11 protein-coding genes are annotated in these 13,366 nt (G+C 72.2%); 4 read left to right on the top strand and 7 right to left on the bottom strand.

What is annotated here, in order from left to right; genetic code table 11:
* Positions 1-41 precede the first annotated feature (41 nt).
* A complete protein-coding gene (locus ACVCAH_RS22080) occupies positions 42-515 on the bottom strand; it encodes a molybdenum cofactor biosysynthesis protein (protein WP_447138080.1) in 474 nt (157 codons plus the stop codon).
* 462 nt (positions 516-977) lie between these two features.
* Here ACVCAH_RS22080 and ACVCAH_RS22075 point away from each other — a divergent pair, with 462 nt between their 5' ends.
* Entirely contained in the window at positions 978-2,342 is a 1,365-nt protein-coding gene (locus ACVCAH_RS22075; RefSeq protein WP_447138079.1) for an endo-1,4-beta-xylanase, read from the top strand.
* A 285-nt stretch (positions 2,343-2,627) separates the two neighbouring features.
* Positions 2,628-4,505, top strand: coding sequence for an adenylyl cyclase (locus ACVCAH_RS22070; protein WP_447138078.1), 1,878 nt, complete (start codon positions 2,628-2,630; stop codon positions 4,503-4,505).
* Between the two features lie 80 nt (positions 4,506-4,585).
* Here the strand turns inward: ACVCAH_RS22070 and abc-f are convergent, their stop codons facing one another.
* The 4 genes from abc-f to ACVCAH_RS22050 all read right to left on the bottom strand — a co-directional run bounded on the left by abc-f (position 4,586) and on the right by ACVCAH_RS22050 (position 8,500).
* Positions 4,586-6,223: a ribosomal protection-like ABC-F family protein gene (gene abc-f / locus ACVCAH_RS22065; protein WP_447138077.1), complete on the bottom strand. Its 1,638-nt coding sequence runs from the start codon at positions 6,221-6,223 to the stop codon at positions 4,586-4,588.
* A gap of 295 nt (positions 6,224-6,518) precedes the next feature.
* Complete coding sequence (locus tag ACVCAH_RS22060; protein WP_447138076.1) at positions 6,519-7,277, bottom strand: SRPBCC family protein; 759 nt, start codon at positions 7,275-7,277, stop codon at positions 6,519-6,521.
* Positions 7,278-7,419: 142 nt separating this feature from the next.
* Positions 7,420-7,890, bottom strand: a complete 471-nt coding sequence (locus ACVCAH_RS22055) for a DUF6069 family protein (protein WP_447138075.1) — start codon at positions 7,888-7,890, stop codon at positions 7,420-7,422.
* A gap of 1 nt (position 7,891) precedes the next feature.
* Positions 7,892-8,500: an ArsR/SmtB family transcription factor gene (locus ACVCAH_RS22050; RefSeq protein WP_447138074.1), complete on the bottom strand. Its 609-nt coding sequence runs from the start codon at positions 8,498-8,500 to the stop codon at positions 7,892-7,894.
* A 152-nt stretch (positions 8,501-8,652) separates the two neighbouring features.
* Here ACVCAH_RS22050 and ACVCAH_RS22045 point away from each other — a divergent pair, with 152 nt between their 5' ends.
* Both ACVCAH_RS22045 and ACVCAH_RS22040 read left to right on the top strand, forming a co-directional pair.
* On the top strand, positions 8,653-8,865 hold the full coding sequence (locus ACVCAH_RS22045) for a hypothetical protein (protein WP_447138073.1): 213 nt from the start codon (positions 8,653-8,655) through the stop codon (positions 8,863-8,865).
* Positions 8,866-9,039: 174 nt separating this feature from the next.
* Positions 9,040-10,062 (top strand): GGDEF domain-containing protein, encoded by a 1,023-nt coding sequence (locus ACVCAH_RS22040; RefSeq protein ID WP_447138072.1) that lies wholly within the window; start codon positions 9,040-9,042, stop codon positions 10,060-10,062.
* A gap of 9 nt (positions 10,063-10,071) precedes the next feature.
* On the opposite strand, the gene ACVCAH_RS22035 is transcribed toward ACVCAH_RS22040, so the two are convergent.
* Together ACVCAH_RS22035 and ACVCAH_RS22030 are read right to left on the bottom strand one after the other, a co-directional pair.
* Complete coding sequence (locus ACVCAH_RS22035) at positions 10,072-10,752, bottom strand: response regulator (protein WP_447138071.1); 681 nt, start codon at positions 10,750-10,752, stop codon at positions 10,072-10,074.
* Positions 10,749-13,298 carry a DUF4118 domain-containing protein gene (locus tag ACVCAH_RS22030; protein WP_447138070.1) on the bottom strand — a complete coding sequence of 850 codons (2,550 nt, stop codon included), beginning with the start codon at positions 13,296-13,298 and terminating at the stop codon, positions 10,749-10,751. Before ACVCAH_RS22030 ends, ACVCAH_RS22035 begins: the two co-directional genes overlap by 4 nt.
* Positions 13,299-13,366: the final 68 nt, after the last annotated feature.

The following is a 13,366-nucleotide window of genomic DNA, read 5'->3' as shown; positions in this document are numbered from 1 at the left end:
TGTCGGCTACCGGCTACCGGCTACCGGCTACCGGCTACCGGCTACCGGCTGACGGTCACGTCGACCGGGCCGACGCGCAGGGTGCCGTCGGTCAGTGGCGTGCAGCGGATCCCGCCCCTGCGACGCAGCGCCTTCCAGGCGCCGGGGCCGATGGCGACGTCCATCCAGGCGCAGGGATTCGCCGGGCGGTTGACCCGCAGGCTCACCGGCCCGGCCCCCGAATCCAGCACCAGCACGGCGCCGATCAGCTCGTCCACGGCGATCCCGGCGGTGAGGACGTTGCGCCGGACCTGCACCAGGTCGACGCCGGGCGGCAGCGACTCCTGCGCGATCACGGTCACGCTCGCCTCGCGGTGCGCCGGCTTGCCGAAGTATCGGTCGCCCACGACGCCGAGGCCGGCGCGGACCTGGATCTCCTCGACCAGTTCGCCGGGCGGGGCCGGTGCCGGGCCGTCGGCGGGCCGACCCAGGTAGCGATGCACCGGCGAGGCCAGCAACTGCACAATCTGCGGCACTCCAGCGATTCTACGGAGCGGGCCGCCACCAGCTGACCATCCGGCAAATCACGGCCACCGGTTCGGCTCCGGCCCGGCGCGAGCCGGCCGACGCCGACCGCGACGGCACCCGCCACACCCAAACGACTGTTGCGGAACACCCCCGGAATATCCGGGGGCAACGTCTCTCGATGATCGTCTAGCTTGGATCGGCCCGACCGCAGCGAAGCTGGCGTATGTCGTTCTGGCCTGGACTTCCACTCCATAGCAGAGGCTTCCGCCTTCGCTTAACTCTCGTTAGTTTTCCGGAAATTGTTGCTGCCAGCCGGGGTCACTGCAATACTCCACATCTATCCGGATCGATGCCGGAAGTCGCTTCCCCGCAGTCGTCTCCAGCCGACCGGCCTCGACTCGCCGCACCGCCCACCACACCCGGCCGGCGCCCCACCAGCCCGGTCCGACCTCCCGACAGAAGGGGCAGAAATGTTCGACAGCTGCCAGAGGGACAACCGTCCGAAATCGACCTCCCGGACGCGGGGCGCCCTCGTCCTCGCCACCGTTGGCCTCCTCGCCGCGGCCGGTGCCGTGGTCCTGCCCGTCTCGGCCAGCGCCGGCACCACGCTGGGCGCGTCCGCGGCGGAGCGGGGCCGGTACTTCGGCACCGCCGTGGCGGCCAACAAGCTCAGCGACAGCACCTACACCACGATCCTGAACCGCGAGTTCAACTCGGTGACGCCCGAGAACGAAATGAAGATCGACGCCACCGAGCCGCAGCAGGGCCAGTTCACCTACAGCAACGCGGACCGGATCGTCAGCCACGCCCGCAGCCGCGGGATGAGCGTGCGCGGCCACACCCTGGCCTGGCACTCCCAGCAGCCCGGCTGGATGCAGAACATGAGCGGCAGCGCGCTGCGGCAGGCGATGCTCAACCACGTCACCCAGGTGGCCACCCACTTCCGGGGCCAGGTCGTGGCCTGGGACGTGGTGAACGAGGCGTTCGCCGACGGCAGCACCGGCGCCCGGCGGGACTCCAACCTGCAGCGCACCGGCAACGACTGGATCGAGGCCGCGTTCCGGGCCGCCCGCGCCGCCGATCCCGGTGCCAAGCTCTGCTACAACGACTACAACACCGACAACTGGACGCACGCCAAGACCCAGGCCGTCTACACCATGGTCCGCGACTTCAAGCAGCGCGGCGTACCCATCGACTGTGTCGGCCTCCAGTCGCACTTCAACAGCGGCTCGCCGTACCCGAGCAACTACCGCACCACGCTGTCCAGCTTCGCCGCGCTCGGCGTCGACGTGCAGATCACCGAGCTGGACATCCAGAACGCCCCGGCCGACACGTACCGCAACGTGGTCAACGACTGCCTGGCCGTCTCCCGCTGCACCGGCATCACCGTCTGGGGCATCCGGGACAGCGACTCATGGCGGGCCGACCAGAACCCGCTGCTGTTCACCAGCAGCGGCGCCAAGAAGCCGGCGTACGACGCCGTCCTCGCCGCCCTCAACGGCGGCACCACCCCGCCCACCAACCCGCCGACCACCGGGCCGACCACCCCGCCACCCGGCGGCGGCAGCTGCACCGCCACCCTGCGCGACGGCACCCGGTGGAGCGACCGGTTCAACAGCGAGGTCAGCGTCAGCGGCGCCAGCAACTGGACCGTCGTCGTCGCCGTGACCCCGCCGCAGAAGATCTCGTCGACCTGGAACGGCACCCCGAGCTGGGACACCAGCGGCAACGTCATGACCATGAGGTCGAACGGCAGCGGCAACGTCTTCGGCTTCACCACCATGGCCAACGGCAACTGGACCCGCCCCCAGGTCCGGTCCTGCACCGCCTCCTGACACCCGACACCCCGCGCGGGGTGGCGACGCGCCGCGTCGTCACCCCCGCGCCCGTGCGTACCGCGACCGGCCGGGACGTAAAAATCGATGCTCGCCGGTAGCGGGCGAGCGGGTTCACAGGGTAGAAACAAGCCACTCCCTTCTTTCACGACGTGATACAAGTGAGACGAGCGGGAGAGCGCTCTCACAGGCGCGCTGTCCCGCCCGTCCGATGTGGCAGGTCTCCTACCCACCCCACGTCGCTGTGCCCGGCGCAGGTGCCGGCCAGCGGAGAGGACGAACCGTATGACGACGCATCCCCGTGGCGTGCGGCGGCGACTCGGCGGCCGGGCGCTGCTGCTCGGGCTCGTGCTGGCGACCACCGCCACCACGACGGGCACCGCCGCCACCGCCGGCCCGGCCCGGCCCGGCACGCCGGACTTCGGGCCCAACGTCACGATCTTCGACCCGGGCATGCCGGTCGGCGAGATCCAGGCCACGCTGGACGCCGCGCACGCCCGGCAGGTCGACAACGAGATGGGCACCGCGCGGCACGCCTACCTGTTCAAGCCGGGCAGCTACGGCACGGCGGAGCAGCCGTTGCAGGTCAAGGTCGGCTACTACACCGAGGTCTCCGGTCTGGGGGCCGCGCCCACCGACGTCGACATCAACGGCAAGGTCGAGGTCTACAACCGCTGCCTGGAAGCCGGCGGCACCGGCAACTGCCTCGCGCTGGTCAACTTCTGGCGCACCCTGTCCAACCTGTCCATCCACATCGACGCCGCCGGCCAGGACGGCTGCCGGTCCTCGGCGAACTTCTGGGCCGTGTCCCAGGCGGTGTCCATGCGCCGTCTCGACATCGACGGCGGCAACCTGTCGCTGATGGACTACTGCACCGCGGGCCCGCAGTACGCCAGCGGCGGCTTCATCGCCGACTCGCGGCTGCCCGCCACCACCAACGGCTCCCAGCAGCAGTGGCTGACCCGCAACAGCGAAGTGGCCGGCTGGTCCAACGCCGTGTGGAACCAGGTCTTCAGCGGCGTCGTCGGCGCCCCGGACGACGCCGGCTTCCCCGATCCGCCGTACACCACGCTCGACACCACTCCGCTCAGCCGGGAGAAGCCCTACCTCTTCGTCGACGGCGAAGACCGGTACCAGGTCCGGGTGCCCGCCGTACGGCGCGACAGCCGGGGCATCTCCTGGGCCGACGGCAGCACGCCGGGCCGTACCATCCCGATCGACGACTTCTTCATCGCCAAGCCGTCCGATCCGGTCCGGGTCATCAACAGCCAGCTCGCGCGCGGCAAGCACCTGCTGCTCACCCCCGGCGTGTACGACATCGCGCGCAGCATCCAGGTCAAGCGGCCGAACACGGTGGTCCTCGGCCTCGGGCACGCCACCCTCACCGCGGTGAACGGGTCCGTCCCGCTGGACGTCGCCGGCGTCCCCGGCGTGGTCGTCGCCGGGGTCACGATCGACGCCGGCCCGACCGAGTCGCCGGTACTGCTGCGGGTGCGCGACAGGCACGGCCGGAACCACAGCACGCCGTGGAACCCGATCACGCTGTCCGACGTCTACTTCCGGGTCGGCGGGCCGCACATCGGCCGGACGAACATCGCGCTCGAGGTGAACAGCGACCACGTCCTCATCGACCACACCTGGGTGTGGCGCGGCGACCACGGCGTCGAGGGCTTCACCGAAGGCGTCAACGGCGACACCCAGCGGTGGCGGACCAACACCGGCCGGTACGGCGCGGTCATCAACGGCGACCACGTGACCGCCACCGGGCTCTTCGTCGAGCACTTCCAGCGGTACAACACGGTCTGGAACGGTGAGCACGGCACCACGATCCTGTACCAGAACGAGCTGCCGTACGACCCGCCGACCCAGGCCGACTGGATGAACGGCGACGTCGAGGGCTGGGCCGGCTACAAGGTCGGCGACCGGGTGAGACACCACACCCTCCACGGCGGCGGCGTCTACGTCTTCAACCAGAACAACCCGTCGATCCACACCGAGAACGGCTTCGAGGTCCCGGTGACCCCGGGCGTGAAGCTGCACCACATCATGACCGTCAACCTCAGCGCCGGCACGATCGACCATGTGGTCAACGGCCTGGGCGCGGCGGCCGACACGACCCGGGTCGGCGTGCCGGTCTACGTCGCGGAATACCCCGTCCCGTAACCACCGCCCGCACAACCGACGTGGGCCGGAGCCTCGCCCGAGGCTCCGGCCCACGCGCGTCGCGGGGTCCCGCCCGCCGCTCAGTCGCGGTCGGGCGCCCCCGTCTCCAGCAGCCGGCCCTCGGCGAGCCGCAGCCAGCGGTCCACCCTGATGTTCTCCAGGAACCGTTCGTCGTGGCTGACCACCACGAACGCGCCCTGGTACGCGTTGAGCGCGCTCTCCAGCTGGCCGACGCTGACCAGGTCCAGGTTGTTCGTCGGCTCGTCGAGCAGCAGCAGTTGGGGCGCCGGTTCGGCGCACAGGACGCAGGCCAGGGTGGCGCGCAGCCGCTCCCCGCCGGAGAGCACCCCGACCGGCAGGTGCATCCGGGCGCCGCGGAACAGGAAGCGGGCGAGCAGGTTCATCCGCTGCGCCTCGGGCAGGTCCGGAGCGGACGCGGCCAGGTTCTCGGCCACCGTACGGTCCAGATCCAGCAGGTCCAGTCGCTGGGACAGGTAGGCGAGCCGGCCCTCGGCCCGCCTGGTGTGACCGCCCTCCGGCTCCAGGTCACCGGTGATCAGGCGCAGCAGGCTCGACTTGCCGGCGCCGTTGGGGCCGGTCAGCGCGATCCGCTCGGGCCCCCGGATGGTCAGGTCGAGGCCGTCGCCGGCGAAGAGGGCGCGATCGCCGTAGCGGACCTGCATCCGTTCGCCGAGGAAGACCGTGCGCCCGGCCGGGACGTTCGTCCCGGGCAGGTCCAGCGTGATCTTCTGTTCCTCGCGCAGGGCGCGACCCGCCTCGTCGAGCCGGGCCCTGGCCTCGCTGACCCGCGCGGCATGTGTCTCGCGCGCCTTCCCCGCCGACTCCTGGGCGCCGCGCTTCATCGCACCGGCGACGATCTTCGGCAGGCCGGCGCTCTTCAGGTTCCGGGACGCGTTGCTGGCCCTGCGCTCGGCCCGCTCGCGGGCCTGCTGCATCTCCCGCTTCTCCCGCTTGACCTCCTGGACGGCGTTGCGGAGGTTCTTCTCGGCGACCTCCTGCTCGGCGCGCACCGCCTCCTCGTACGCGGCGTAGTTGCCGCCGTAGGAGCGGATTTCGCCCCGGTCGAGTTCGACGATCCGTTCCATCCGGTCCAGCAACGCCCGGTCGTGGCTGACCAGCAGCAGGCAGCCGGTGAAGTGCTCCAGCACTCCGTAGAGCCGGTGCCGGGCGTCGATGTCGAGGTTGTTGGTCGGTTCGTCGAGCAGCAGCACGTCCGGCCGCTTGAGCAACTGCGCGGCCAGGCCGAGGGAGACCACCTGGCCCCCGCTGAGGGTCCGCAGCTGCTGGGTGAGCGTGACGTCGGTGAGGCCGAGCCGGTCCAGCTCGGCCCGGGTGCGCTCCTCGACGTCCCAGTCGTTCCCGATCGTGGTGAAGTGCTCCTCGCTGGCGTCGCCGGCCTCGATGGCGTGCAGCGCCCGCAGCACCGGGTCGATGCCGAGGACCTCGGCCACCGTCAGGTCGCCGACGAGGGACAGGTTCTGCGGGAGGTAGCCGAGCACCCCGTTGACGGTCACCGTGCCGCCGGTGGGCCGCAGCTCGCCGGCGATCAGCTTGAGCAGGGTGGTCTTGCCGGCGCCGTTCGGCGCCACCAGGCCGGTACGGCCGGCACCCAGGGTGAAGGACAGCTCCTGGAAGACCGGGGTGTCGTCCGGCCAGGAGAAGGACAGGTTCGAGCAGACGATGAAGGCGTCGGACATCTGAGACCTCGGCGGTGACGTGGGCGTGGCGGGGCCCGCCCAGCAGGAGACAGGGGCTGGCGGAACGACGTCATGGCCACTGCGGCGGCGCTCACTGCGCCCGCCGGTGGCCGGACCCTCCGGTATCACCCGGAGATGTCGTCGTCACCTGCCATGTCTGGTCTCCCTCGCTCGATCACTCGTAACGAACCCTAACACCGGCGGATCTGTTCCCGGGTGCGCGCCCGCCGACTCGGGCGACCCGCAGCGGCCCCGCCACCGTCGTTGGTGGCGGGGCCGCCGTCGGTGCGGCCGGTCAGGCGATCGGGAGTGTGGCCACCCAGTTCTGCCAGGTCTGCCCGGTGCGCTCCGGGTCCTGCTGCGGGGCGAAGAGGTGGTGGCCGAGCACCAGGGTGTTGCCCCGCTCCGTGCCGGAGTGCAGGAACCGGTAGAGCGCGTCGTCGGTACGGACGCCGAGGTAGGTCGGCAGGCCGGCGAGGTCGACGACCCCCTCGACCGGCGGCAGTCCGTCGACGGTGAACCGGACCCGCGCCCCCTCGGTGACCGGGCCGGCGATGCCGAGGGCGCGCCCGACCGCCGCCCACACCTGGTCCGGGGTGCCGGCCTCGGGCCGGAAGGCGGTGACCGGGGCGCCGGTCCGCCCGGCGAAGTGGGCCACGTACGCGGCCAGCGTGCCGAGGTACATGTCCCAGCCGACCTTCATCGCCTCGTACTCGGTCTCCCAGTTGTCGCCCAGGACGCCGCTCTGCACCAGCCGCAGCACGGTGCTGCCCTGGTCACGACCCTCGATCAGATATTCGAGGGCCATGAAGGTGCCGTCCGGCGCCGGGTCGCTGCGGTAGGCGAACCGCTTGCCGGGCTCCCAGCCGGTGACCGTCGCCTCGCTGACGAAGCCGGCCATGTCGTGGCGGGTGCGGCTGCCCTCACCCGGCTCCACCTCGCTGCGGCCCATGAACCAGGAGTCGATCCCGGGGCCGGTGGCGATCGCCTCCCACACCTGCTCCGGCGTGGCGGCCAGCTCGATGTCCTTCTGCAGCTCGAATGCGTGTCCCATGGTCGGCACCTTTCATTCCGTGTTCGGTCGTCGTCTGTTGGCGGTGGATCAGGTTCGGGATCTGGTCGGCTGGCGCGCGGAGCGCCGCCGGGCGGGGTCGGGCGTACCCCGGAGTCGCGGGCGGCCCGACGGGCGAAATCGGTCAGCGGGCGGTCGCCCGGGCTCCGGCGGCGGGGCGCAGCATCGGCAGCAGGGCCGCGGCAACCACGACGTGCGACACGCAGAGCATGATCCGGGTGTCCACGGTGGCCCGCTCGAGGAAGACCGGCACGAACGAGGCGAGCAGCACGGTGCCGGCCAGCACGCTCCAGACCACCCTGGCGTGCCGGGTGTACCGCTCGAGCACCGCCAGGGTGCCCCAGCCGAGGAGCGCGAAGAACAGGCTGAAGCCGGCGATCTCCGGCAGGATCAACTGGTGCGCCTGGGTGGTGCCCGGCGCGGTGAGCAGGAAGTCCGTGCCGGCCGCTCCGGCGGCCAGGAAGAGCAGGCTGTTCGCGGCCACCGCGGCGCCCACTCCGAGGGCACGCCGCCGGCGGCGGGTCGTGGCGGTCGTCGGCAGGGTCCGGCCGGTCGGGAGGGCGCCGGCGGTGGTCGGGCTGGTCATGGCGGTCATGTCAGGACTCCTCGGGCTCGGTGCCGGTGGTGGGGGTGACGCTGGGGTGCAGGGCGAGCACCACGCGGTGCGCGCGCCCGCCGGGTGCCGTCTCGTCGTGGTACCTGCTGACCAGGGCGGCAAGGGTGGACGCCAGTTCCTCGGCGAACGCGGCCCGGTCGCTCGCCGAGGCGAACCGCACCTCCGCGTCCATCGCGAACGTCGCCACCCGCTTCCCGGCCCGGTCGGCGCCGGTGATGAGCGCGCCGACGTCCTGCACGAGCCGGGCGGCGACCGCGAGCAGCCACCGCGCCGACAGCCGGTCGGGCTGCTCGGACGGCTTGGGCCGCACCGCGGCGAGGGCCGCCGGCGAGATCACGTACGACGCCGCGGTGGCCTGCATGACCCGCTCGGTGACGTTGCCCTTGCGGCGTTCCTCGACCAGCTCGATCAGGCCGTGCTGCTCGAGCGCCCGAAGGTGGTAGTTGACCTTCTGCCGGGGCAGGCCGACCCGGGCCGCGAGCATGGTCGCCGAGGCGGGCTCGGCGAGCTCGGCCAGCAGCCGCGCCCGCATCGGGTCCAGCGACGCCTCGGCCGCCGCCGGGTCCTCGATCACTGCGATGTCGAACATGCCATGACTCTCTCACCGACAGCTTTTCCTGTCAAGACAAAATTGTTTGTCGGCGAGTCCCGGTCGACCGCCGGGTGGGGCACGGCCAGCATGGGAGACCGGCTGCCAGCCCCACCCCGCTGGAACGCCACGTACGTGCCGTCCAACGCGCGGTGACCGCAGGCAACGTCTCCTACACCGCGACCATCGCGCCGAACGCCTCGGTGAGCCTCGGCTTACAGGCCACCCATACCGCCGACACCGGGCGGCCGGTGTCGTTCACCTCACGGGTCGACCTGCCTGATCGCCTGACCGCCACCGGTACCGCGCCGGGACGTTTCCGCTGCTCCACGACGGTGCGTACCGGTACGCACACGAGCTGGTGAGGTTACCGGTCGGGGTATTGACGGTGAACGGAAACACACCATTCAATGTCGGGGTGGTGGGGCGCGCCACCGGAGCGGCCGCGACACGGGCCATCGGCCCGGCCGCCTCGACCGGTCGCGCCACCACATCACTGCGATCGTCGGCGGAGTGCCGTGGCTACGGTGGACAGTCGGGTGAACGAGCGTCGCCGAAGGATCCTCCTCGGCGCGGCGTTGCACGCCGTCTCGCACACGGTAGCCGTCATCTACTGCGTCGTGACGCTCCACCAGCCGAACCGGTCCCTCATGCTCGCGGCCTACCTCGGTGGCATGGCGTCCGGGCTCGTCGGGGTGTGGGCGGCGCGGCGGGTGACGACCCAGGTGTCGGGATACCGCCTCTCGTTCACGATCCTGCTGATCACGCTCCTGACGGCGGCGCTCGGCGCCCACTGGGACGGCGGAGTCACCTCGCCGGCCGCACTGGGTTTCGTGACCACCACCGTGTTCGTCGCCAACTACACGCCGCACCTGCGGGTGATGATCGCGCTCGAGCTGCTCGTCTTCGGGTCCTACCTGGTCGTCGCCGTCACCGGCGGACCGACGCGCCCCGGTTACGTCTTCATCCACGTCGCGGGCATGCTCGTGCTGGCCTCGGTCTGCTCGGCGCAGGCCCGGAGCCTGGCGCGCCAGCGTTCCCAACTCCGTGCGCTCGCGGCGCTGGATCCGCTCACCGGGGCGCTGAACCGGCGCGGCCTGGCCGAGTTCACCAGCCATCTCTTCCGCGGCGGCTGCCGCCCCGGCCCGTCCCTGCTCTGCCTGGATCTGGACGACTTCAAACTCGTCAACGACCGCCTCGGGCACGCCGCCGGCGACGAGTTGCTACGGCGGACGGTGGCGGCGGCACGGGACGTGCTGCGCGTCGAGGACGCCATCGCCCGGGTCGGCGGGGACGAGTTCGTCGTCGTCCTGGTCGACGCCGAACAGTCCATTGCCGCGTCGATCGCGTCCCGGATCGACGCGGCGGTACGCCAGCACACCGGCGTCAGCATCGGCGCGGCCACCGCGCCGTACGACGGCGACACCCTCGACGCCCTGATGGCCGTCGCCGACCAGCGGCTCTACCGGGTCAAACAGGAGCGCCACCGGGCTGCCGCCCAGTCGCCGGGGGAGGGCCATGGCCTGGTGCCGAGCGGCTCGGACACCGTCGGCGCCCCGTAGCCGGCGCGGTCAGGGGCGGAAGCGGTAGCCCATACCGGGTTCGGTGATCAGGTGCCGGGGGCGGGCCGGATCGTCCTCCAGCTTCCGGCGGAGTTGGGCCATGTACTGGCGTAGGTAGTTCGTCTCGTTCTGGTACTCCGGTCCCCACACGTCGTGCAGCAACTGCCGCTGGCTGACCAGCTTGCCGGGGTGCCGGAGCAGCTTCTCCAGCACCGCCCACTGGGTCGGGGTCAGCCTGACCTCGGTGCCGTCGTCCCGGCGGACCGTACGCTCGGCGAGATCGACGGTGTGCCGCCCCACCCGCAGCGTGGCGCTCGCGTCGGTCGGTGTGCCGAGGCGTCGGGTGACGGCCCGGATCCGGGCGAGCAGTTCCTCGACGCCGAACGGCTTGGTGACGTAGTCGTCGGCGCCGGCGTCGAGTGCCTCGACCTTGTCCTCGCTGCCGGCCCGGCCGGAGAGCACGATGATCGGCACGGCGGTCCAGCCGCGCAGGCCGCGGATGACCTCGACGCCGTCGATGTCCGGCAGGCCAAGATCGAGGACGACCAGGTCGGGCGGGTGACTGGCGGCGGCCTTGAGGGCTCCGGCGCCGGTGTCGGCGACGTCGACGTCGTAGCGGCGGGCGCGCAGGTTGATCCGCAGGGCGCGCAGGATCTGCGGCTCGTCGTCGACGACCAGGATCCGGGTCATTCCTGTGGTCCCTCCACCAGGTGACCGGCGGCGGGGAGCCGCAGCACCATGGTCAGTCCACCACCCGGCGTGGCCTCCGGGGTGAGACTGCCCCCCATCGCCTCGGCGAGCCCGCGGGAGAGCGCGAGGCCGAGCCCGACGCCGGTCTGGTTGTCCCGGTCGCCGAAGCGCTGAAAGGGCAGGAAAACCTGCTCCCACTGGTCCTCGGGAATGCCCGGGCCGGTGTCGACGACGCGCAGCTCGACCTGGCCGGCGTGGGCGCTCGCGGTGACGGTGGGCGGCTGGCCGGGCGGGCTGTACCGCAGGGCGTTGGCGACGATGTTCACCAGGACCCGTTCCAGCAGGCCCGGGTCGGCGGTGACGGCGGGCAGATGGGCCGGGATGTCGGTGGCGACGCCGGCGGACGGCGGCCCGAGTTCGTCCAGGGCCCGGGGCACGGCGTCCTCCAGGCCGATGGTCGCCGGGTGCAGCCCGAGGACGCCGGCCTGGAGGCGGCTCATGTCGAGCAGGTTGGCGACCAGGCGGGCGAGCCGGTCCAGCGACTCCTCGGCGGTGGCCAGCAGCTCGGCCCGGTCGTCCGCGTCGAACTCGACGTCGGGGCTGCGCAGGCTGGTGACGGCCGCCTTGGCCGAGGCGAGCGGGGTGCGCAGGTCGTGGCTCACCGCGGCGAGCAGCGCGGTGCGCATCCGGTCGGCCTCGGCGAGGGGTCGGGCGGTGGCCGCCTCCTCGGCCAACCGCTCCTGCCGCAGCGCCACGGCGGCCTGGGCGGCGAAGGCCTCGACCAGGCGGCGGTCGGCGGCCTCCAGCCGGCGGCCGGAGAGCACGACGGTGATCCGCTCGTCGACCGGCACGGCCGTCTCACCGGCATCCGGGGTGGTGGCCGGGCGGTCCCCGACGCTGGCCACCACGCACCAGGCCCGTTCCTCCCGGGCCCGGGCCGGCCGCCCGGTTGCTTCCTCGGCGAGTTCGAGCACGCTGACCGCGCGGAGCCCGAAGGTTTCCCGGAGCTGGTCCAGCAGCGCGGGCAGCGCCCGGCCGCCGCGCAGCACCCCGCCCGCCACGGTGGCGAGGGTCTGCGCGTCGGCGGCGGCGCGGGCGGCCTCCCGGGTACGCCGCGCGGCGACGTCCACGATCCAGCTGACCGCGACGGCCACCCCGACGAAGACGGCCAGGGCGAGCAGGTTGTCCGGCTCGGCGATGGTCAGCGTGTGGTAGGGCGGGGTGAAATACCAGTTGAGCAGCAACGACCCGCCGAGCGCGGCGACCAGCGCCGGCCAGAGCCCGCCGACCAAGGCGACCGCGACCACGCCGGCGAGGAAGAGCAGGATGTCACTGGCCAGCGTGAGGTCGGGCAGCACCGCCAGCAGCATGGTGAGCAGGGGCAGGCCGAGCAGGGCGAGCGTGAAGCCGAGCAGCCGCCTGCGCCGGGAGAGCGCCGCCGGCACGTCGGGTACACGCCGTCCGCGGCCAGCCTCGGTGTGGGTGACCAGGTGTACGTCGATCGCCCCGGACCGCGCGATGGTGGTCACCCCGACGCCGCGGGAGACCAGCTGGGCGAGGCGGCCGCGGCGGCTGGCGCCGAGCACCAGCTGGGTGGCGTTGACGCCGCGGGCGAAGTCCAGCAACGCGGCCGGCACGTCGGTGCCGAGGACCTGGTGGTAGGTCCCGCCGAGGCTCTCCACCAGCACCCGCTGCCGGGCGAGGTGCGCCGGGTCCGCGCCGACGAGCCCGTCGCTGCGGGCCACGTGCACGGCGAGCAGGTCCGCGCCCTTGCCGCGGGCGGCGATCCGGGCCGCCCGCCGGATCAGGGTCTCTCCCTCGGCACCGCCGGTCAGCGCGACGACCACCCGCTCGCGGGCCTCCCAGGTCTCGGCGATGCCCTGCTGGCTGCGGTAGCGGCCGAGCTGCTCGTCGACCTTGTCGGCGAGCCAGAGCAGCGCCAGCTCGCGCAGCGCGGTGAGGTTGCCGACCCGGAAGTAGTTGCCCAGCGCCGCGTCGATCTTGTCAGGCCGGTAGATGTTGCCGTACGCCATCCGCCGGCGCAGCGCCTCCGGGGTCATGTCGACCAGTTCGACCTGCTCGGCGGCCCGGACGATCTCGTCCGGCACCGTCTCCCGCTGAACGGTGCCGGTGATCTGCGCGACCACGTCGTTGACCGACTCCAGGTGCTGGATGTTGACCGTGGAGAGCACGTCGATGCCCGCGTCGAGCAGCTCCTGGACGTCCTGCCAGCGCTTGGGGTTACGGGAGCCGGGCACGTTGGTGTGTGCCAGTTCGTCGACCACGGCGACGTGCGGCCGCCGGGCGAGGACCGCGTCGAGGTCCATCTCCGTGAACTCGGCGCCGCGGTACTCGACGGCGCGGCGGGGCACCTGCTCCAGGTCGCCGATCATCGCGGCGGTGTGCTTGCGGCCGTGCGTCTCGACCAGCCCGATCACCACATCGGTGCCCCGCTCCGCCCGCCGGTGGGCCTCCTCCAGCATGGCGTACGTCTTGCCGACGCCCGGGGCGGCGCCCAGGTAGATGCGCAGCTCTCCTCGTGGCACGGGACCATCCTCTCCCTGCGCTGACGGTACGGGGCGAGACCACCGGGCTGGCCTCGCCCCGCGCGATC

This window comes from Micromonospora sp. LZ34 (genome assembly GCF_052981855.1).
The sequence above is the reverse complement of the archived record's forward strand: the minus strand, read 5'-3'. Positions and strand labels throughout refer to the sequence as shown.